This window comes from Nocardiopsis sp. N85 (genome assembly GCF_028882275.1).
Classification (GTDB): domain Bacteria; phylum Actinomycetota; class Actinomycetes; order Streptosporangiales; family Streptosporangiaceae; genus Nocardiopsis; species Nocardiopsis lambiniae.
The window spans coordinates 845263-865917 of the sequence record NZ_JARBUT010000001.1 but is presented as its reverse complement, the minus strand read 5'-3'; the positions used below and the strand labels follow the sequence as shown (position 1 = coordinate 865917).

21 protein-coding genes are annotated in these 20655 nt (G+C 72.3%); 10 read left to right on the top strand and 11 right to left on the bottom strand.

The window, feature by feature from the left end; genetic code table 11:
* The first annotated feature begins 81 nt into the window (after positions 1-81).
* Positions 82-3327, top strand: coding sequence for an NACHT domain-containing protein (locus PWG71_RS03725; RefSeq protein WP_274808030.1), 3246 nt, complete (start codon positions 82-84; stop codon positions 3325-3327).
* 47 nt (positions 3328-3374) lie between these two features.
* Here PWG71_RS03725 and PWG71_RS03720 read toward each other — a convergent pair whose 3' ends face one another.
* Positions 3375-3554 carry a hypothetical protein gene (locus PWG71_RS03720; protein WP_274808029.1) on the bottom strand — a complete coding sequence of 60 codons (180 nt, stop codon included), beginning with the start codon at positions 3552-3554 and terminating at the stop codon, positions 3375-3377.
* 47 nt (positions 3555-3601) lie between these two features.
* On the bottom strand, positions 3602-4408 hold the full coding sequence (locus tag PWG71_RS03715; RefSeq protein ID WP_274808028.1) for an SIR2 family NAD-dependent protein deacylase: 807 nt from the start codon (positions 4406-4408) through the stop codon (positions 3602-3604).
* A gap of 167 nt (positions 4409-4575) precedes the next feature.
* On the opposite strand from PWG71_RS03715, the gene PWG71_RS03710 reads away from it, so the two are divergent.
* Positions 4576-5460: a sulfotransferase family protein gene (locus PWG71_RS03710; protein ID WP_274808027.1), complete on the top strand. Its 885-nt coding sequence runs from the start codon at positions 4576-4578 to the stop codon at positions 5458-5460.
* A 31-nt stretch (positions 5461-5491) separates the two neighbouring features.
* Here PWG71_RS03710 and PWG71_RS03705 read toward each other — a convergent pair whose 3' ends face one another.
* Entirely contained in the window at positions 5492-6097 is a 606-nt protein-coding gene (locus PWG71_RS03705; protein WP_274808026.1) for a TetR/AcrR family transcriptional regulator, read from the bottom strand.
* A 99-nt stretch (positions 6098-6196) separates the two neighbouring features.
* Here PWG71_RS03705 and PWG71_RS03700 point away from each other — a divergent pair, with 99 nt between their 5' ends.
* Entirely contained in the window at positions 6197-7150 is a 954-nt protein-coding gene (locus PWG71_RS03700) for a DMT family transporter (RefSeq protein ID WP_274808025.1), read from the top strand.
* Here the strand turns inward: PWG71_RS03700 and PWG71_RS03695 are convergent.
* Entirely contained in the window at positions 7092-7640 is a 549-nt protein-coding gene (locus PWG71_RS03695) for a RidA family protein (RefSeq protein WP_274808024.1), read from the bottom strand. The two genes, PWG71_RS03700 and PWG71_RS03695, sit on opposite strands and share 59 nt — an antisense overlap.
* Before the next feature lie 94 nt (positions 7641-7734).
* Between PWG71_RS03695 and PWG71_RS03690 the strand changes: the two genes are divergently transcribed.
* Positions 7735-7896, top strand: a complete 162-nt coding sequence (locus tag PWG71_RS03690; RefSeq protein WP_274808023.1) for a hypothetical protein — start codon at positions 7735-7737, stop codon at positions 7894-7896.
* 15 nt (positions 7897-7911) lie between these two features.
* Here PWG71_RS03690 and PWG71_RS03685 read toward each other — a convergent pair whose 3' ends face one another.
* The gene (locus tag PWG71_RS03685; protein WP_274808022.1) at positions 7912-8739 is read right to left on the bottom strand and encodes an aldo/keto reductase; all 828 of its coding nucleotides are present in this window, start codon (positions 8737-8739) and stop codon (positions 7912-7914) included.
* A 291-nt stretch (positions 8740-9030) separates the two neighbouring features.
* Between PWG71_RS03685 and PWG71_RS03680 the strand changes: the two genes are divergently transcribed.
* Entirely contained in the window at positions 9031-10203 is a 1173-nt protein-coding gene (locus PWG71_RS03680; RefSeq protein ID WP_274808021.1) for a PucR family transcriptional regulator, read from the top strand.
* Between the two features lie 7 nt (positions 10204-10210).
* Here PWG71_RS03680 and PWG71_RS03675 read toward each other — a convergent pair whose 3' ends face one another.
* Positions 10211-10618: a hypothetical protein gene (locus tag PWG71_RS03675; protein ID WP_274808020.1), complete on the bottom strand. Its 408-nt coding sequence runs from the start codon at positions 10616-10618 to the stop codon at positions 10211-10213.
* A 141-nt stretch (positions 10619-10759) separates the two neighbouring features.
* Between PWG71_RS03675 and PWG71_RS03670 the strand changes: the two genes are divergently transcribed.
* Together PWG71_RS03670 and PWG71_RS03665 are read left to right on the top strand one after the other, a co-directional pair.
* Positions 10760-11974, top strand: a complete 1215-nt coding sequence (locus tag PWG71_RS03670; RefSeq protein WP_274808019.1) for a cytochrome P450 family protein — start codon at positions 10760-10762, stop codon at positions 11972-11974.
* A gap of 204 nt (positions 11975-12178) precedes the next feature.
* Entirely contained in the window at positions 12179-12775 is a 597-nt protein-coding gene (locus PWG71_RS03665; protein ID WP_274808018.1) for a Dps family protein, read from the top strand.
* Positions 12776-12832: 57 nt separating this feature from the next.
* On the opposite strand, the gene PWG71_RS03660 is transcribed toward PWG71_RS03665, so the two are convergent.
* Complete coding sequence (locus PWG71_RS03660) at positions 12833-13777, bottom strand: NADP-dependent oxidoreductase (protein WP_274808017.1); 945 nt, start codon at positions 13775-13777, stop codon at positions 12833-12835.
* Between the two features lie 65 nt (positions 13778-13842).
* On the opposite strand from PWG71_RS03660, the gene PWG71_RS03655 reads away from it, so the two are divergent.
* The 3 genes from PWG71_RS03655 (at position 13843) to PWG71_RS03645 (ending at position 16092) form a co-directional block, all read left to right on the top strand.
* A complete protein-coding gene (locus tag PWG71_RS03655) occupies positions 13843-14265 on the top strand; it encodes a winged helix-turn-helix transcriptional regulator (RefSeq protein ID WP_274808016.1) in 423 nt (140 codons plus the stop codon).
* Positions 14266-14305: 40 nt separating this feature from the next.
* Positions 14306-14791: a hypothetical protein gene (locus PWG71_RS03650; RefSeq protein ID WP_274808015.1), complete on the top strand. Its 486-nt coding sequence runs from the start codon at positions 14306-14308 to the stop codon at positions 14789-14791.
* A 350-nt stretch (positions 14792-15141) separates the two neighbouring features.
* Positions 15142-16092: an intradiol ring-cleavage dioxygenase gene (locus tag PWG71_RS03645; protein ID WP_274808014.1), complete on the top strand. Its 951-nt coding sequence runs from the start codon at positions 15142-15144 to the stop codon at positions 16090-16092.
* A 296-nt stretch (positions 16093-16388) separates the two neighbouring features.
* Here PWG71_RS03645 and PWG71_RS03640 read toward each other — a convergent pair whose 3' ends face one another.
* The 4 genes from PWG71_RS03640 to PWG71_RS03625 all read right to left on the bottom strand — a co-directional run bounded on the left by PWG71_RS03640 (position 16389) and on the right by PWG71_RS03625 (position 20427).
* The gene (locus PWG71_RS03640) at positions 16389-17267 is read right to left on the bottom strand and encodes an ABC transporter permease (protein ID WP_274808013.1); all 879 of its coding nucleotides are present in this window, start codon (positions 17265-17267) and stop codon (positions 16389-16391) included.
* Complete coding sequence (locus PWG71_RS03635) at positions 17260-18030, bottom strand: ABC transporter ATP-binding protein (protein WP_274808012.1); 771 nt, start codon at positions 18028-18030, stop codon at positions 17260-17262. The genes PWG71_RS03640 and PWG71_RS03635 overlap by 8 nt, the downstream gene beginning before the upstream one ends.
* A gap of 7 nt (positions 18031-18037) precedes the next feature.
* Entirely contained in the window at positions 18038-19081 is a 1044-nt protein-coding gene (locus PWG71_RS03630; protein WP_274808011.1) for an ABC transporter substrate-binding protein, read from the bottom strand.
* A gap of 296 nt (positions 19082-19377) precedes the next feature.
* Entirely contained in the window at positions 19378-20427 is a 1050-nt protein-coding gene (locus PWG71_RS03625; protein WP_274808010.1) for an ABC transporter substrate-binding protein, read from the bottom strand.
* Positions 20428-20655 lie beyond the last annotated feature (228 nt).

Genomic DNA, 20655 nt, shown 5'->3' with positions numbered 1-20655 from the left:
CACCGTCCGATCCCACCGGAAGGTCCGGGATCCTTCGTGAAGGACCTCGACACCCCGCCCCCGACGAAAGGCCCCCCGAACGTGGCGAAGAAGCTCTCCTACGCGGACGCCCTGAAGATCCTCGGCAAGAAGGACTCCGACGCCTGGGACCTCGCCGAACGGCTGGCGGACGGCGGACTCGGACTGGTGGGCGTCCCGGACCTGTTCGGGTTGCGGAGCCTGCTGGTGAGCAAGGGCCGGGAGGCGGTGGAGGGCATCCGCGATCGGCTCAACGGTGAGGGCCGGCTGACGCGGACCGAGCGCATCCTGGCCGCCGAGCGGATCCTGGCCGCGGTCGCCTTCCTGGAGGCACTGGACGAGGTGTGGGAGGCGGCGGACGCCCCGCTGACCCTGGACGAGCTGGGGTTCTCGGCCGAGGACCGGGCCGTCCTGTTCGAGCCGCTGCTGTCGCCCGGCCAGCCCGAGCGGGTCGCCCTGCCCTACCGCTGGAACATCGACGCCTCCCACCAGGCCCTCGATCCCGCGGACCCGGCCGCCGGAACGAACGCGCCCGAGACCCCGTGGACGCACGCGCGTTTCGACCGGGCGGAGGAACTGACCCGGCAGGAGTACTTCCACGGCCTGGTCGAGGCCTTCCGGAACGCCGTGCCCCGGGTGGCGACGGCGCGCGAGCACGGGATCGAGGGCCCCGATCACCCGCTGCTGACGACGGTGGGCACCGAGCTGGCCGTCAGGGCGACGGAGCGGTACGCCGAGCACCACCGCAGGCTCGCCGTCGAGGTGCCCGAGTTCGGGCTGTGGGCGCACGAGGGCGAGCACGCGCGTACGAGGGCGGCCGTCGACGAGGGGCTGGGGGAACTGCGCCGGCTGTTGGCGACGGTGGGTTCGGGCCGCACGGTGGACCGGCGCCGGGAGGAACTGTTCGCCGCCCATCGGGCCGTGCTGGACCGCCCCGTGCTGCGCGCCTCCGACGTCCCGACCGGCCTGGTGCTGCCGTCGCTGGCGGAGGCCTACGTCCCCCCGCGCGGACGCATCGCGATCGTCACCGCGAACGCCGTCCCCTCCTCCGAGGAATGGTGGGGGACGCACACGCCCGTCGACGACCTCGCCGCGTTCATCGCCGCCCACCTGACCCACCCCGACGCGACCGATCACCCCACCGTCCTGCTGGGACACCCCGGCGCGGGCAAGTCCAAGTTCACGGAGGTGCTCGCGGCCCGGCTGCCCGCCGCCGACTTCCTGCCGGTACGGGTGGAGCTGCGTTCGGTGAGCCCCAACTCCCCCATCCACGTGCAGATCGAGGAGGGCCTGGCCGCCGCCCTGCACACACGGGTGTCCTGGCGGGAACTGGCGGACTCGGCCGACGGGGCGCTGCCGGTGATCATCCTGGACGGGTTCGACGAACTCCTCCAGGCCACCGGGGTCGACCGCTCCGACTACCTGGAGCGGATCCAGGAGTTCCAGCAGCAGCAGGAGGCCATGGGGCTGCCGGTCGTCGTCATCGTCACCAGCCGCACCGTGGTCGCCGACCGGGCCCGGTTCCCGCAGGGGACGACCGTCATCAAGCTCGACCCCTTCGACGAGGGACGGATCTCCCGCCTGGTGGCGGTGTGGAACCGGGCGAACGCCCGCCCGGAGGGGGCGCTGACCACCGAGGCCGTGCTCCGCTACCGCGACCTGGCCGAACAGCCGCTGTTGCTGATGATGCTGCTCATCTACGACGCCGCGGACGGCGCGCTGCGCCGTGCCGACCAGCGGCTCACCCACGGGGAGCTGTACGAACGGCTGCTCACCATGTTCGCCCGGCGGGAGGTGGACAAGCACCGTTCGGGCCTGGGCCGGGAGGATGTCGCGGAGGCCGTGGAGGGCGAGCTGCGCCGGCTGGAGGTGGCGGCGCTGGCGATGTTCACCCGGCGTAAGCAGAACGTGAGCGCCGAGGAGCTGGAGCGCGACCTCGGCGTGCTGATGCCCGACGCGGCCCTCGACCCGGCCGACACCGACCTGCACGGCCGGATCGCCCCGGCCCACCAGGTGCTGGGCCGGTTCTTCTTCGTCCACGAGGCGCGAGCGCGGACGGGGACCGGGACGGCGAGCGTCTTCGAGTTCCTGCACGCGACCTTCGGCGAGTACCTGGTGGCGCGGACGGTGGTGGCCGCCCTGGAGGAGCTGGACGCCTCCCGGTCCCGGGTCTCGCGGCGGCGCGGGCGGGCCCAGCGCATCGACGACGGTGAACTGTACGCGCTGTTGTCGTTCGCGTGCCTGCCCGGCCGGGAGAAGGTCGTGGACTTCCTGGAGGAGGCCCTGGAGCGGCGCTTCGCCGAGGACCCGGGGCTGCGCGAGGACTACGCGGACCTGCTCGTCGAGCTCTTCCGGGAGGCGCCGTTCCCGGCGGCCAACCGGTCCTACGGGGAGTTCGAGCCCGCGCGCCTGCCGGTCACGCTCCGGCAGGGCAACTACACGGCCAACCTCGTCGTGCTGCTGATCCTGGTGCGCGAGGACGAGGTGGATCTGGGTGAGCTGTTCCCGCCCCCGGCCGAGTCGCTCCAGGAATGGCGCAACCTGGTGGGGGTGTGGCGTTCTCTGGACAGCCCGGAGTGGTTCAGCGTGCTGAACACGGTGCGTCTGAGACACCTGGAGTCGTGGACGCGGAAGGACAGCCACAGCAGGCTCTCCCGGGAGACCGGCGATCCGGTCGACGTCGGTGAGTGCATCGGGTTCGAGCTGCACACGGACGTCGAGGTGCGCCCCGACGTGGTGGACCCCTACGGGGTGACGGTCCCGTTCGACCGGGCGATCTCCCGCATGCTGCGCTCCATCTCCATGCGCGTCAACGGCAGCGGAGCCCGGGTGATCCTGGGCTTCCTCCCCTACCTGAGGCAGGTCTCCGGCGATCTGGGCGCCTGGTTCCTGGATCCGAATGGCGAGAGCGCCTGGTTGGAACCGCACGAGGTGATGCGGTTGCGCATGGAACCGCCGCACCGCGATCCCGAGGGGCGCATGAACTCCTACCGCAGGCTGCTCACGTCGACCCAGCTGGGCCGTATGGAACTGCTGGTGCTGCGGCAGGCGGCGGAGGACCTGCGCTGGCCGAGGGACGAAGCGGACACGGGCGTCTCCCCGTTGCGGCGCATGATCTGGGAGTACCTGTCCGGGATCCGGTCCGTCGTCTCGGGCAACAGCCTGTCGAAGGAGAACGTCGCCCCCGTGCTGGACATGTTCCCCCCGGGTTTCCTCCCGGACGAGATGGTGGACCGGATCATCGCCGTCGTCGACCAGGAGAACCCCAGGCGCGGGAGGCGCGAGCGCGTACACGCCCGCCTGCGCTAGGCGTACTGCCCTGAGAGGTTGGGTGCGCGAGGAGACCGGGACCCCGCTCACACGTCGCCGTGCGTCACCGTCCGGGCCGACCCCGGGCGGTGGTGCCCTCGTGCGCGGACGGCCCCGGTGTCCTCGGGCCCCACGGACACCGGGCCGAACGTGCGCGCCCACTCCACGACCGCGTGGTCGAGGGCGGCCGAGCGCCGCCCCTCGGAGGAGAGCGGGGGCGGCGGCACGCCCCTCCGGGTTCTCCTCGGTGGGCGGAGGAGCGGGGTCGGGCGGATCAGTGGGCGGCGCTCGCGCCGACCCGTTCCACCAGGGCGGGGAGCGTCGCGCCGATGGGGTCGTGCACGACCGCCGACGCGAAGTCGTCGTAGGGCGTGGGCTCGCCGTTGACGATGACCAGCGCCGCGCCCGCCATCATCGCCATGTCGCACAGCCCCGCCACCGGGTGCACCGTCAGCGACGTGCCGACCGCCAGGAACACGTCGCAGTCGCGGGTGGCGTGCGTGGCCGCCAGGATGACGTCGGGGTCCAGGTTCTGGCCGAACGAGATCGTGTCCGACTTCTGGATCCCGCCGCACTCCACGCACCGGGGGTCGGACTCCTCGTCCAGGCGGGCCAGCACCTCGGGGGTCGGGGTGCGCAGCCCGCACGCCGTGCACCGGACCCACAGCATCGTCCCGTGCACCTCGATCATCCGCTCGTCGGGCACCCCGCCGAGCTGGTGCAGGCCGTCGATGTTCTGGGTGATGAGCGCGCGCAACCGACCGGTGCGGTCGAGTGCGGCCAGGGCCCGGTGGGCGGCGTTGGGCCCGGCCTCCCACACCTGGTGGGCGCGGCGCTGTGACCACACCTGCCGGCGGACGTTCACGTCTCCCATGTAGATGCCGATGTCGGACCGCGCCTGGGCGTCGGGGTCGGTGGTCCACACCCCGTTGGGGCCGCGGAAGTCGGGGATCCCGGAGTCGGTGGACACGCCCGCACCGGTCAGGACGGTGATGCGCCCGGCCGACTCCAGGAGTTGGGCTGCCCGCTCGAACGCCTCGGGATCGGAGAAGGGCGTGGAGTCTGTGGTCATCGCGGCCATACCCCATTCTTGCAGCGACGTGGGACCGGCTTTCCCTCGGCTTGGTCGTGGGCGCCCCCGCGCGCCCCTGCACACACCTTAACCTCGGAAAACGCACGAAGGTGTGCCGGAACGACATCCGTCCGATGCACACGAGAAGGGCAAAGGGTGCGAAAATCAACGCAATCATGAAGCAGCCCTCCTACATCCTCGTGGTCAACGGGACCAAGGTGCAGCGGCCCGTGTTCCTGTTGGGCGCGCCGCACTCCGGTGTCTCCGAGATCTCCCGCGCCCTGTCGCGCGCACCCGGCTTCCACCTGAGCGCGGGTTCCTCGGGCGTGCTCAACGCCGTGTACGCCGTCGCCCGCAAGCCCTCCCTGGCGTTGGAGAAGGCCGCGGGCACGGCCAGCCTGTTGCGCGAGGCCTACGCCGAGGCCTGGCAGTTGACGCCGCTCACCTGCCCGCGCTGTCCCGGACCGTGGGTGCGGGTGCCCGCGAAGGACTCCGCCGAACCGTGCGAGCACAGCGCCGACGTGCGCCGGTACGGGGACGCCAGCCCCGATCTGCTGTTCAGCGCCAAGGCCCTCGGGCTCGCCTTCCCCGACGCCCTGTTCGTGCAGGTCATCCGGGACGGGCGGGACGTCGTCGCGGAGATGGTGGACGATGAGCGGTCGTTGGCGTGGGCGCGCCCCAGCTTCATGAACGTGGACCACGAGTTCCCCAACCACTTCTTCGGGTTGGAGGACGGCTCGGACCTGGAGGAGTTCCGGGACGGGTCGATCGAGGCCAAGTGCGCGATGCGGTGGCGGGGCGCGGTGCGCATGTCGGCGACGCTGCGGCGCGGCATCGACACCGACCGGCTGTTGACGTTGCGCTATGAGGACCTGCACGGCGGGGAGGTGCAGACCGCCAAGCGGTTGCGCGACTTCACCGGCGTGCGGGTGTCGGCGACGGAGCTGATGATCGAACGCTCCTGGCGGGTGGGGGCCTGGCGGGACCGGCTCACCCGCGAACAGCACGCCGACGTGGTGGAGGCGGCCGGGCTGGAGCTGTCCCGCCTGGGTTACCTGTGAGGCGGGCCCGCCGCCCCGCGCCGGGCCCGCCTCAGGGCGCCCCGGACGCGGTGAGCAGGGTGTCGGCGGTGGCGCGGGCGGTGCGGATCGCGTCGGTGACGCCGGTGACGGTGCGGGTGAGGACCGCCCCCTCGTGCAGCATGGTCAGCGCGTCGCCGAGCGTGCCGGGATCGCGGGCGCCGGCCTCGGCGGCGAGTTGGGCGTACAGGGCGCGCAGCCACCGTTTCTGCCCTTCGGCGACGGCCCGGCCGGGGTGTTCGGGGTCGGCGAGTTCGGCGTAGGCGTTGACCATGGCGCAGCCGCGCGGGCTCTCCTCGCCGACCCATTCCTCCAGCGCGTCGAAGGTGGCGGCGATCCGGCCCCGCGCGGTGGTCTCCCCGGCCAGGCGTGATTCCAGGTGGGTGCGCCAGCGGGCATCGCGGGCGCACAGGTAGCGGGCGACCAGGTCGCCCTTGGAGCCGAACCGGTCGTAGATCGTCTTCTTGGTGACCTCGGCGCGTTCGGCGATGAGCTCCATGCCGACGGTGTTGATGCCGCGCGCGTAGAACAGTTCCTCGGCGACGTCGAGGATCCGCCGTGCGGCCGGGGTGAGCGGTCGTTCCGCGCGATCGGTCGCGGACCTCCGGGTGGCGGTCATGGTCCCTCCTTGGGTGCGGGTACTCCATCGCGAGTATACCGACCGGTGTGTTTACCTCGGAGGCGAAGGAAGCGGACGAGGAATCCCGGAGGTCGACCGATGCGCCGTTCCCCGATGCCGGTACTGCTCGCGGCCGGTCTGGTGGTGATGTGGAGTTCGGGGTTCGTGGGTGCCGAACTCGGCACCCGCCACGCCCCGGCCACGACCCTGCTGGCCTGGCGGTTCGTGATCGTGGTCATCCCCTTGGCCGCCTGGTGCCTGTGGCGGGGCGCGCGGATGTCGGGGCGCGACCTGGCCGGGCACGCGGTGGTGGGGGCGCTCGCCCAGGCCGGATACCTGTACGGGGTCTTCGCCGCCGCCGAGGCCGGGGTGGCGGCGGGAACGGTCGCGCTGATCGCGGCGCTGCAACCGCTGGCGGCGACGGCGTTGGCGGTGCCGCTGCTCGGCGAGCGCGTGCGGGCGCGCCAGGTCGTGGGCCTCGCGGTGGGACTGTTCGGGGTGGCGCTGGTGGTGGGCGCCGAACTGCGCGCTCCGGGCGCGGCCCCGGGGTGGGGGTACGCGCTGCCGTTCGGGGCGATGCTGTCGCTGGTCACCGCGACCCTGGTGGAACGGCGGTGGCGTCCGGGCGGGTCGGCGATGGCCGCGATGGCCGTGCAGTGCTCCGTGAGCGCGGTGCTGTTCACCGCCCTGGCGGCGGGGACCGGGACGCTCGCCCCGCCCGCCGATCCCGGGTTCTGGACGGCGGTGGCGTGGGTGGTGGTGCTGTCGACCGTGGGCGGTTACGGCCTGTACTGGGCGAACCTGGAGAGGATCGGGGTGGCCCGGGTGTCGGCGCTGCTGTACCTGACCCCGCCGACGACCCTGGTGTGGGCGCTGGTGATGTTCGGCCGACCGGTCGGCGTGGAGGCCGTCGCGGGCATGGCGGTGTGCGCGGCGGCGGTGGCCCTGGTGGTGGACCGCCGACCGGTGCCCCCGGCCCGCCGAGGTCGCGGGCTCAGGCCGGAGAGCGTTCCGGGAACTCCCCCGGCCCCTCCGCGCCGGGATGGCCGGTGACGACGGTGTCGTCGGCGGACTCCTCGATCTCCTCCAGCAGTTCCCGGGTCTCCTCGTCCTCCAGGGCGGCCTCCTCGCTCACCTCGGGGACCACCGCGGTGCACACGATCTCCACCAGGGCGTCGGGATCCATCAGCTCGTCGATCCCGATCACCGTCATCGGCGGGTAGTGGCGGCCCATGTGGCGGCGGTACACCGATCCGATGGTGTTGCTGCTGACCCGGTAGGCGTGCATGGTGGTCGTGTAGATGCGCATGTCGACCACGTGGAACGGTTCCGCGTGGGCGGCGCGCAGCGCCTCGATCACGTTGCCGAGGGCCCGGTCGAACTGTTCTGCGACGCCGTCGCCCATCACCTTGCCGTCGTGGCGACGGGCCGCCTGGCCGCCGACATGGACGATCCGGCCCGGTGACACCACCAGGGCGTGGGAGAACCCCACGGGTTCGGACAGGGTGAGCGGGTTGACGATCTGGTGCGGTGTGCGGTCCACCGGCGGAACCCCTCCCGGTTGTGGTCGTGCCCATCGGCCGCGCCCCGGCGGACTCCCCCGGAGGGATCCCCGGACGTGCGGCTACGATGAGCCCATGTCGATCACTTTCTTGTTGTCCCTCGTCGCCCTCGTCGCGGTGCTCGCCCTGATCGTCGCCATCTTCATCGGCGGCATCGTCTACGTGGTGCGGATGCGCCGCCAGGGCACCGAAGCGACCCTGGTCGGCGCGCGCAAGCGCCGCGACCTGCGGACCTGAGCCCGCCGGGGTCCGTCAGTCCCCGTCGAACCGGTCGGGGTCGGGCCCGAACCTGACACCGGCGTCGAGCCGGCCGATGCGCTCCATGTCGTCCTCGCTCAGCTCGAAGTCGAAGATGTCGAAGTTGGCGCGGATGCGCTCGGGCGTCACCGACTTGGGGATGACCACGTCACCGAGCTGGACATGCCAGCGCAGCAGTACCTGGGCGGGGGTCCGCTCGTGTTCCTCGGCGATCGAGACGACCACCACGTCGTCGAGCAGTCGACCGTGGCCGAGCGGGCTCCACGCCTCGGTGACGATGTTGTGCCTCGCGCCGAACTCGCGCAGCTGCCGCTGCGAGAGTCGGGGGTGCAGCTCGATCTGGTTGACCATGGGCGCGATCCCGCCCTCCTCCATGACCCGTTGCAGGTGCGGGATCTGGAAGTTGGACACGCCGATGGCACGGGCCCGACCCTCGGCGTACAGGTGCTCCAACGCCTTCCAGGTGGGAACGTACAGGTCGCGGGCGGGCAGCGGCCAGTGGATCAGGTACAGGTCCAGGGTCTCCAGGCCCAGGCGTTCGAGGCTCGCGTCGAAGGCGCGCAGGGTGTGGTCGTACCCCTGGTCGGGGTTGGCCAGCTTGGAGGTGACGAACACGTCGTCGCGGTCGATCCCCGAACGACGCAGCGCCTCCCCCACTCCGCGTTCGTTGCCGTAGGCGGCGGCCGTGTCGATACTGCGGTAGCCCACCTCCAACGCGGTGGTGACCACGTCGACGACCTGTTCGTCGGGCACCTGCCACACACCCAGGCCCAACTGTGGGATCCGCAATCCGTTGTTCAGCGTGAGCTCGGGAACCGTCATGGTTCTCATCCCTGTCATCCCCCGTCGGCCCGCAACGCCGTCGTCGCCCGCCGAAGGGCCGTCGGCGGGCCCGCGACCTCCCCCAGGTCGCCCACTTGGCATACTGCCACGGCGACCCGGCGGTGACCGGTCACTGCACCGCCACGTACGGGCTTTTTACCCGGGAGACCGGATACCGCCGCCCCGATCGGCCGTATCGACCTCCCCGGGCCCGGTTCCGGTCGCGGCGTCGGCCCCCGTGCCGGGCCCGGGGCCGGGCGGTAGGCTGCCCGGGCCGGAGAAGGGGGCGTCGTGGGTCGGGAACGTCGGGCCGCGGTCGGCGCGGAGCTGATGCGGGACCGCACCGCTCTGGTGGAGCGGATCGTGGCCGAGGTGCACGCGGAGGTGCCCGCCTACCGGGCCCTGCACGGATCGCAACTGGCGGAGGTACGGGCGATCACCGCGTGGCTGGTGACCCGGTCGCTGGAGCTGTGGGTGGCCGGGGAGACCCGGCTCGCGGCGGAGGACGTGGAACGGTTGCGGGGCATCGGCCGCACCCGGGCGGCCGACGGCCGCTCGATCGGCGCGGTCGTGCGCGCGCACCGGGTCGGGTCGGTGGCCGCGATACGTCTGATCTCCGCCTACGCGGGCGACCGGCTGGAGACCGCCGACGTGTTCGCTCTGAGCGAACTGTGGATGACCTCGATCGACCAGATCTCCGAGGGCCTCTCGGCCGGGCACGCCGAGACCGCCCGCCGGATGGACGCCGACCTGGAGCGGGCACGGCGGACGTTCCTGGACGATCTGCTCATCGGCCGACAGGCCTCCCGGGGCGCGATCCGCGACCGGGCCCGCACCCTGGGCATCACCCCGCCCGACCCGGCGGTGCTGGTGGTGGCCGAACCCGTGAGCACGGGCGATCCGTCCCCGGTGACGGTGTCGAACGCCCTGGAGCTGGTCGCCCGGCTGGAACCCGCCGCCGCCGACCCGCTGTCGACGACCCGGTCGGGGCGGGTGGTGCTGTTGTCGTCCCCCGACGACGCCGACCGGGCCGCACGGGCCCTGGACGGCCGTGCCTGGCGCGGGTGCGTGTCCGCGCCGCGGCCGCTGACGGACGTGTCGTCGGCCTACCGGCTGGCCGACGGAGCCCTGGAGACCGCGCCGCCGCACGCGTTCGGGTCGGGCGGACTGCTGGGCGAGGCCGACGCCTGTGTGCTGGCCCTGCTCAACGGCGGCCCGGTGACCCCGGACGCGGTGCGCCGCGCCGTCCTCGGTCCCCTGCTGACCGAGTCCAACGCCCACCTGCTGGAGACGTTGCGGGCCTACTTCCGGGAGGGCGCGGCCACCTCGGCGGCCGAGTCGCTGCACGTCCACGCCCAGACCCTGCGCTACCGGCTGCGCCGGGCGCGGGAGCTGACCGGCCACGACCCGCACCGGCCGTGGTCGCGGTTCGTCCTGGAGACCGCCTGCGCCATCGCCCCCTGAACGACGGTCAGTCCCCCGGACGCCGGATGACGCGGTCCCGGTAGGCCTGGAAGGCCTCCCGGGATCCGCCGTCGAGGGTGAGGAACCCCCCGTCGGAACAGTCGACGGCCCGGCATCCCAGCAGCTCGGCCAGGAGCAGCGCGGTGGGGACGACGTCGCCGCCGCCCCGGATGTGCAACATGACGGTCTCGACCGGGTCCTTCGCGCCGATGTTCAGCTCCATCGACCACGCGCCGTCCGCGTCGTACAGGAAGCCCCAGGCGGGGTCGGACAGGTCCGCGTCGGGGAACCCCCCGCGGATGCGGTCCAGGACCTCGGCGACCGGGCCGATCGGCGTCGGTTCGTGGTCGCGGGGCAGATCGGACACCGAGGCGATGTCCTCGGGAAGGGGTGCCAGTACGACGTCCCAGCTCATTCGGGCCTCCTGAGAATAGCCGTGCGCGGAGCAAGCGTAGCGGGCGGGGACGACGGACACGGGTGTCCGGAACCGGCCGTGGGCGGGCCGGCCGGATGGGTAGGACTCCCCCGGAACGGTCCCCCGCCGGAAAGGTCCCGCATGTCCGCCTCCCCTCCGCAGTTGCACGGCCCCGAGTTCGAGGCCGACCCGCACCCCGCCTACCGGTGGCTGCGCGAGCACTCCCCCGTGCACCGCGTGGACCTGCCCGGCGGGGCGTGGGCGTGGATCGTCACCCGCCACGAGGACGCCAAGGCGGTGCTCGCCGACCCGGACATGCTCAAGAGCCCGCACGCGGGCAACGAGGTCTGGCGTGAGGCCGGACTCGGCCTGCCCTACGACCACCGGCCCTCGCTGATGCTCAGCATGGTCAACGTGGACGCCCCCGATCACACCCGGCTGCGGCGGGTCGCGGGCACGGCGTTCACCCCGCGCCGGGTGCGGACGCTGGTGGAACGGGCCGAGCGGATCACCGCCGACCTGCTGGACCGGATCGTCGATGCCGGGACCGGCGAGGCCGACCTGGTGCGGGACCTGGCCTACCCGCTGCCCATCGCGATCATCTGCGACATCCTCGGCGTCCCCGAGGCGGACCGGGAGGAGTTCCATCGACGGGCCGCGGTGATCGACTCGTCGTCCTACGAGGAGATGGCGGCGATCGCCGCCACCACCGACTGGTTCGACGCCTACCTGGGGTCGTTGGTGGAGGCCCGGCTGGCCGAACCGACGGACGACCTGCTCGGTGACCTGGTGGAGGCGCACCGGCGCGGGGAGATGAGCCGCGACGAGGTCACCTCCGCGGCGTTCCTGCTGCTGGTGGCCGGGCACGAGACCACGGTGGCGCTCATCGGCAACCTCTTCCACATCCTGTTGCGCCGGCCCGAGCGGTGGGAGCGCCTGAACACCGATCGCGCCCTGGTGGGTCCGGCCATCGAGGAGGCGCTGCGGTTGGAGAGCCCGTTGCAGAACGCCACCTGGCGGTTCCCGCGCGCGGCGACCACCGTGGGCGGGGTGGGGCTGGCCGCCGGCGAACCCGTCCTGGTGTCGCTGCTGGCCGCCGGGCGCGACCCGGAACGTTATGCCGACCCCGACGCGTTCGACCCCGAACGCGGTGACCCGCACCTGTCGTTCGGGCACGGCGCCCATTTCTGCGTCGGCGCGCACCTGGCGCGGATGGAGGCGAAGGTCGCCGTGAACGCGGCGCTGGACCGCCTGCCCGGACTGCGCCTGGCCGTCGACCCGGCCGAACCGCGCCGGTGGCCGAGCATGATCATGCACGGCCTGTTCGATCTCCCGGTGCGGTTCGACCCCCGATGACGGCCGGAGGGCTTGAGGGGAGCGGGCCCTGTTTCCCATCGAACCCTCCGGGCGCTCCGGGGGAAAGCACGGAAAACTTACTCCCGGTTGGTCCGGGGTGAGGAGGACATCGGTCTCCGGTGACGGAGACTGACAGGCGGAGCCCGCCCGTGGGCGGACTCCGCGCCGCGACCACGAGTCACATCGACTGGAGGGGGACCAGACGTGACGACCGCAGACCACAAGCCCGACACGGAGTCCAAGCCCGGGAGCAGCCAGCCGTGGCTGCACCAGAAGGGTCGGGAGATCCAGGAGTTCGGCACGGTCCGCCAGATCCCGGTGGGGTTGTCCTACGACGCACGCATGTACTCGTGCCAGCGCCTCAACCAGGTGCTGTGCGACACGCGCATCCTGCACGACCTGTACAAGAAGCACCACTGGCTGATGCGCGGCCAGACCTTCTACCAGCTGCACCTGCTCATGGACAAGCACGCCGAGGAGCAGTTGGAGCTCATCGACGCGCTCGCCGAGCGCGTGCAGACCCTGGGCGGTGTGGCGGTCGGCGACCCCCGGCACGTCGCGGAGATCACCAACATCCCGCGCCCGCCGAACGGCGTCGAAGAGGTCCCGGCGATGCTCTCGCGTCTGCTGGAGGCGCACGAGACCATCCTGGAGGACGCCCACGACGCGGCGACCCGGGTCCAGGAGACGGGTGACGACGGCACCAACGACCTGCTGGTGTCGGAGGTGATCCGCAAGAACGAGCTGGAGGCGTGGTTCGTCGCCGAGCACCTGGTGGACACCCCGCTGGTCCGCAGCTGACACGCGGCACGCGCAGGCCGGGCGACCATGGTCGCCCGGCCTCTTCCGTGCGCGGGTTCAGACGAGGGTGAGGACGATCTTGCCGGTGGTGCGCCCCGCCTCCCCCAGGGCGTGGGCGTCGGCGACCTTCTCCAAGGGGAAGGTCTCCTCGACCAGCGGCCGCACCCGGCCCTGTTCGACGAGGTCGGTGATCGCCTCCAGGGCGGCGTGGTCGGGGGCGACCATCACGGTGGTGCCGCGCCTCCCGTGGGACCTCGCCGCCTCGGCGACCTCGGTCATGGCGAAGGGGTTCGTCAGGCCGATGTAGAGGCCGTCGGGGCGCAGGGTGCGCAGCGAACGTTCCAGGTAGTCGCCGCCGATCCCGTCCAGGACGACGTCGACGCCGTCGAGGACCTCCGCGAAGTCGACGGCGGTGTGGTCGACGAGTTCGTCCGCGCCCAGGTCGCGCAGCAGCGCGTGCTTGGCGGCCCTGGCGGTGCCGATGACGTGGGCGCCGCGCGCCTTGGCGATCTGCACGGCCAGGTGCCCCACTCCCCCGGCGGCCGCGTGGATCAGGACCCGCTGCCCGGCCTCCAGGCGGGCGGCGTCCACCAGCGACTGCCAGGCGGTGAGCGCGGCCAGCGGCAACGCGGCGGCCCGTACGTGGTCGAGACCGGCGGGCTTGCGGGAGAAGTGCTGGGCGGGGGCGACGACCTGGTCGGCGTAGGCGCCGGGGGTGGTGGGGAAGTTCGGCATCCCGTACACCTCGTCGCCGACGGCGAACCGGCTGACCCCCGGGGCGATGGCGGTGACCACGCCCGAGACGTCCCATCCCTGGCCGAACGGGGGCGTGTGCCAGTAGCCGGTCTCGCGCATCTTCCAGTCGGTGGGGTTGACCCCGGCGGCGTGCACCCGGACACGGATCTGGATCGGCCCCGGTTCGGGGAGGGGCGTCTCGACGAGTCGGAGGACCTCGGCCCCACCGAGGGAGTCCTGTCGGACGGCGCGCATCTGCTCTGTCATGGGACCAGCCTTCCGGTTACGGTATCCCTTGTACAGAAGGCACTTGAAAGATCGGTAGGTACCCCGTGTACACCACCCCCGACCTGGCAGAACGCGGTGGCGCCAACGCCTACCTGCGCGGTTGCGCGTCCCGGAGCGCGCTGGACCTGCTCGCGAACAAGTGGGTGTGCCTGGTCGTCGGGGCGCTCAGCCCCGGCCCGATGCGGTTCGGCGCGCTGCGTCGCCGTCTGGACGGGATCACCCAGAAGATGCTCACCCGGACCCTGCGCGACCTGGAGCGGGCCGGAGTGGTGGAGCGCACCGTGTACCCGACGACGCCGCCGCAGGTGGAGTACGCGTTGACGCCGCTGGGCGAGAGCCTGTGCGGGTTGATGGACTCGATCCTGGGCTGGGCCGAGGAGCACATGGAGGAGGTGGAGGCCGCCCGCGAACGCTACGACGAGCGGGCGTCCCTGCCCGTGGATCCACTGCCCCGGGACACGCCTTAGATTGGGTGCCCCGCCCCCGCCCCCTCCTGGGAGGTCCCCCATGACCCGCATCGGCATCACCGGCCACTGTGACCTCGGTGAGGACACCACCGCCCTGGTACGGCGGGCACTGGACCGCGAACTGGCGGGATTCGCCGGCGGCCCCGACCTGGTGGGGGTGTCGTGCCTGGCCAAGGGCGCCGACCAGATCTTCGCGGAGGCGGTCTGGGACGCGCGCGGGACCCTGGAGGTCGTCCTCCCCTCGGTCGACTACCGGGAGACGAGGGTCTCCGCCGAGAACCTGCACCGGTTCGACGGTCTGCTCATGCGCGCCGCCGCGGTGCGGTTCATGCCGTTCCGCACCGCCGGCAAGGAGGCCTACGCGGCCGCCAACACCGCCGTGCTCGCCCGGGTGCGGCGCCTGTTCGCGGTCTGGGACGGACGGCCGGGCCACGGCAGGGGCGGTACCGCCGACGCGGTGGCGGCGGCCCGGCGCGCCGGGGTGCCCGTGCACGTGATCTGGCCCGAGGGCGCCGTCCGCGGTTGACGTGCGCCGTGGCCGCCGGCGCGCGAACGACTCCCGGCGGCGTCCGGGACGACCTCCGCGACGTCGGCGGCCGATGGCGCGTTCCGGCGAGGCCCGGGGGCCCGCGTCGGCGCCGACGGCTCACGCCCGGGTCGCCCCGGCGCCTGCTCCGGGGCCGTGTCCTCCGTGTTCGACCCGGGCCCACGGTGCGCGGCGGCCCGGACGTGGATCCTCGGCGAACGGTCGGATCCGCGCGAAGGGAACACGTTCTCACCGGCCCCCCACCGTGTCCACGTGCCCCTCTCACCCGCGGCCCGTAACTTTCCGTGGTGAACGGCCCCGGACATCGGGGCCCGGGGGAAGGGCGTCACATGGCGGAGGAAGCGTTCCGGGGCCCGGTGCTGGACCGGCGGCGGGCGATCGTCCTGGGCGGCGGGGCCGTCGCCGTCGGGGTGGCGGGGTGCGCGGGCGACACCGCCGAGGGCGGGGGGACGGCGGCGGGCGGGAGCACGCCCTCGCCGGGTGCCACCGATCAGGTGTGCGTGCTGTCGCCGGAGGTCACCGAGGGGCCCTACCACCTGGACGGCATGCTGGTCCGAGAGGACATCACCGAGGGCAAGCAGGGGTTCCCGTTGGAGCTCGCGATCACGGTCGTGGACTTCGAGAACGGGTGCGCGCCGCTGACCGGTGAGGGCGTGGCGGTGGAGATCTGGCACTGCGACGCCTGGGGGTACTACTCGGGCTACACCGACGCGAGCCCGGGTGGCGAGGTCCCGGCCGAGGACGGGGAGGGCGACGAGCAGTCGTTCCTGCGGGGGATCCAGCCGGTGGACGAGGAGGGGACGGCGCGGTTCACCACGATCGTGCCCGGGTGGTACAGCCCGCGCGTGACCCACGTCCACCTCAAGGTGCACACCGAGGGGGAGATCGACACCACCTACGAGGGCGGGACGACGGTGCACACGGGTCAACTGCTGTTCGCCGACGCGTTCTGCGCGGAGGTGGCCGAGCGGGAGCCGTACTCCGAGCACGTGCTGGAGCTGACGCCGGTCGAGGAGGACCAGGTGTTCCAGGAGGCGCAGTCGGTGGAGGGGGATCCGGACAGCATGGTGGTCACGCCGGTGGCGGTGACCGAGGGGACGCCCGAGGACGGGTACACGCTGACGGTGGTGGTCGGGGTGACCATGGACGAGTCCGCCGGGGGCGGGGGCGGGGGCGCCCCGGAGGGTGGGGGCGAAGGCGGTGGGACCCCGCCCGAGGGCGGGCCCGACGGTGGATCACCGCCCGAGGGCGGCACTCCTCCGGCCCCGCCCGAGGAGTGACCGTGAGGGTGTGCGTTCGCCTCTCCGGCGGGTCCGACCCACGGAGCGACCGACGCCCACCGGCTGCCCTTCAGGGGATTCGCCGGCCCGTTCGGAGGTCCTACGGCCGGCCCCGTCCCGCCCAGGGCTTCTCGCACTTGTCTTCGCATGACCCGATCATCGGGGCGGGAGCGCGCCTCCGGCCGTCGCGGCGGACGACCGGGGCGGAGCGGTGGGCGGCATCGGCCCGCCCCGGAGGAGGCCGGGTCCCGGAGCACGCGGCGGGCCGCCCCTCCACGGGGCGGCCCGCCGCGTGCTCAGGAGGTGATGCCCCAGCGGTGGCGCAGCGCCCGGTCGGCCCAGTTGAAGAACACGTCGATGACGATGCCGATGACCAGCACGATGATGATGTAGCTCAACAGCCGGTCGGCGTCGTTGAGCTGGCGGGCCTGGCTGAGCGCCCAACCGATGGAGTTCTGCTGGTTGATGACGACCAGCAGCTCACCGGCCATGAGCGAGCGCCACGCGAACGCCCATCCCTGCTTGAGGCCGGTGACGAACATCGGCAGCGCCGCCGGGATGATCAGCAGGGAGTACCGCTGCACCCCGCGCAGCCCCATCACCTGGCCGGCCCGCAGCAGCGTGGGCGACACGTAGTCGATGCCCGACACCAGCCCGCCCGCGATGGAGGGGGCGGCGCCCAGCACGATGACGAACATGATCGCCGACTCGCTGATGCCGTACAGCAGCATCGCGAACGGGAACCAGACGATCGACGGCATGGTCTGGAGTCCGGTGATGAGCGACCCGATCGCCGTCCGCAGCGGCGTGAACCGCGACACCGCCAGCCCGATGACCACGCCCACGACCAGTGCCAGCGCGAACCCCGTCAGGGCCCGGCGCATGGTCACCTGCACCGCCACCCAGAACTCGGGGGTGGTGATCTCCTGGACCAGGGTGGGCAGCACCTTGTCGGGGCCGGGGAACACGAAATCGCTGCGCCACCCCGACCACACGACGGCCTGCCAGGCCGCCAGCACCAGGATGACGGCGACGAGCTTGGGCCAGGTGCCCGACCACACCTTGCGGACGGTCTCCCCGAATCCGCGTTCGGCGACCCCCCGCTTGGGCTGGAGTTCGAGGGCGTCGAGCCCGTGGACCTCGCGGTCCCGGTCCCTCACGTCGGCTTCAGGCATGGCGGGAGACCTCCTGGCGGAGCCGGTCGGTGATGACGGCGGCCTGGGTCGCGATGAGGGCGGAGTCGATGCGGCGGGGGCGCTCGCCCTCCACCGGGAACTCGTCGATGACCCGGCCGGGGCGGCTGGACAGCAGCACGACCCGGTCGCCCAGGCGCACGGCCTCGCGCACGTTGTGGGTGACGAAGAGGACGGTCAGTCCCTTCTCCTGCCAGATCCGCTCCAGCTCGTCGTGGAGGATGTCGCGGGTCATGGCGTCCAGGGCGCCGAAGGGCTCGTCCATGAGCAGCACGTCGGCGTCCTGGGCCAGGGCGCGGGCCAGGGCGACGCGCTGGCGCATGCCGCCGGACAGCTCGTGGGGCTGCTTGCGCTCGAACCCGGTCAGGCGCACCAGGTCGAGGAGTTCGCCGACCCTCCTCCTGCGTTCGGCCTTGGGCACCTTGTTGACCTTCATCGGCACCTCGATGTTGGCGCCGACGCTCAGCCACGGGAACAGCGCGGCCTCCTGGAACATCATGGCGACACGGTGCCCGCCGACGTCCACGGCCCCGGTGGTGGGTCCGTCGAGTCCGGCGACGAGGGAGAGCAGGGTGCTCTTGCCGCAGCCGGAGGCGCCCACGATGGCCAGGAACTCCCCCGTGCCGACGGTGACCGACATTCCGTCGATGGCGGTCACGGCCCCCTTGCCGTGGCCGAACACCTTGGAGATGTCGGCGATCTCGACGGCGGTGGTCCGCCGGGGCGTGTCGGTGATGGTGGTCATTGGGCCCCTACCCTTCCAGCCCGGCGACGCGCTCGCGGCCGTCCTCGGCGAGGAGGGCGTTGAGCGGGTCCAGGGCGTAGATTCCGGTCAGGTCGACGGGTTCGAGCAGTCCGATGGCCTCGGCTCTGTCGGCTCCGACGAGCAGTGAGTGCGCGGCGGGATCGACGGTGAACGTGATGTTGTCGAGCCCCGCGGCGGTGAGGTCGGGGTCGGGCGCGCCCCCGGTGAGCGTTTCCAGGTGGGCGGAGACGGACCGCAGCGCGGTGTCCGGGTCGGCCTCGACCAGGTCGACCGCTTCGACGTGTCCGCGCAGCAGATCCTCGACCCGTTCGGGGTGATCGCGCAGGAGGGCGGCGGAGACGACCAGGTGGGTGGTGACGAACTCGCCGCCGGGCCACAGGTCGGCCTCGTCGACCAGCAGGTGGGCGTCGTCCTCGGCCAGCAGGCGACCGAGGTAGGGCTCGGGGACCCAGGCGCCGTCGATCTCGCCGATCGCGAAGGCGTCGACGGTCTCGGGGTTGGCCTGGGGGACGATGGACAGGTCTCCGCCGCCGGCGGTGTCGACCTCCCAGCCCTGTTCCCGGACGAACCAGCGCAGCGCCACGTCCTGGGTACCGCCGAGTTGCGGGGTGGCCAGGGTGGTGCCGACCAGGTCCTCGACGGCGGTGATGTCGTCCCGGACCACGAGCCCGGTGCCGCGGGTGGCGGCGCCGGCGACGATGTGCAGGGCCCGCCCCTCGGACTGGAACCAGCCGTTGACGGCGGGGCTGGGGCCCAGGTAGGCGGCGTCGATCTCGCCGGAGAACAGGGCGTTGATCGCGTCGGGGCCGCCGTTGAAGGTGCGGGTGTCGAACGCGGTGTCGCCCAGGGCCTCGGCGAAGATCCCGTTCTCCACCCCCACCAGGGCGGGGGCGTGGGTGAGGTTGGGGAAGTAGCCCAGGGTCAGCGTGTCGTCCTCCGCCGCGTCGGCGGCGCACCCGGTGACGGCGAGTGCCAGGCCCAGGACCAGGGCCGCCGGGGCGATCCGCTTCGGTGGGGAGGGCACACACATGGGAGGGGACCCTTTCGAGCGCGGTCTGAGGACGATGGAAACTCTACTTAATAAGTAGGATTTGTGAAAGTCAGCGCGCCACCCCGGGTCGGCGGCGGGATCCCGGGGGCCGGCCCACCTCACCGACCCCCGAGAGGCACCGTGGGGAAAAGCGCAGTTCAGGACGTCGCACGGCCGCGAATCCCCACCTCGGGGCCCGTCGGAGCCCCACGCGGACACCGATGGTGATCCAGGTCACCCCGCACGGCGCGCCGGTCGGCGGAATCACCCGGACCCCGCCGACCGCCCCGCCGGGGTCAGAAACCGGCGACCTCGTCGCGCCCCCGTTCGGCCAGCAGTCCGTTGAGCGGGTCGAGCGCGTAGACGCCCTCCAGGTCGACCGGGTCCAGCAGACCGACCGCCTCGGCGTGCTCGGCGCCGCCGCGCAGGGACCCGGAGATCGGGTCGACGGTGAACGTCACGTTCTCGAAGGCCGAGGCGACCACCTCGGGGTCGAGTCGGCCTCCGGTCAGCCCCTCCAGGTGGGCGATGGCCACCTCCTGGGCCTCCTCGGAGTCCTCGTTGATCCGGTCGATCGTCTCGATGTGCCCGCGCAGCAGGTCCTCGACCGCCCCGGGGTCCTCCTCCAGGAGTTCGGCCCGGACGACGAGGTGCGTGGTGACGAACTCGCCGCCGGTCTCGGGCCACAGGTCGGCCTCGTCCACCAGAAGGCGACCGTCGCCCTCCTTGATCAACCGGCTCAGGTGGGGCTCGGGGACCCACGCGCCGTCGATCTCGCCGAGCAGGAAGGCGTCGATGATCTCGGCGTTGTCCTGCGGCAGGACCGACAGGTCGCCACCGCCCTCGGTGTCGACCTCCCAGCCCTGTTCCCGGGCGAACCAGCGCAGCGCCACGTCCTGGGTGTTGCCGAGCTGGGGCGTGGAGAGTGTGGTGCCGGGCAGGTCGTCGACGCCGTCGATGCCCTCGCGGACCACCAGGCCGGCACCGCCCGAGGTCGAGCCGGCGATGATGCGCAGCGCGGTCCCGTCGGACTGCGACCAACCGTTGACGGCCGGGCTGGGACCGATGAAGGTGGCGTCGACCTCACCGGCGAACAGGGCGTTGATCGCGTCCGGTCCGGCGTTGAAGGTCTGGGTCCGGAGTTCGACGTCGCCCAGGGCCTCGGCGAAGATCCCGTTCTCCACCCCCACCAGGGCGGGGGCGTGGGTGAGGTTCGGGAAGTAGCCCAGGGTCAGCGTGTCGACGCCATCGCCGGCTCCACCGCCGTCGCCCGCCGATCCCCCGCACGCGACCAGGCCCAGCGTCAGGGCCACGGCGACGGTGGGGAGCACGGTGCGTTTGCTCATCTCGGGTTCCTCTTCACGATGCAGGGGGAGGTCGGAGCGACAGAAAAACTATACTTAATAGGTAGGATTTATGGGAATATGGCAAATAGTGATCCAGATCACATAAATCGGGGCGTTCGGGGGATCCCTTCCGTTCGGCCCCTCGCCGGGCGCGCGAGGAGCCCCGAAGGCCACGGGCCGCGCCCCCGCACGGACCGGGGGGACGCCGAAGGGCGGCGGGGCCGAGGC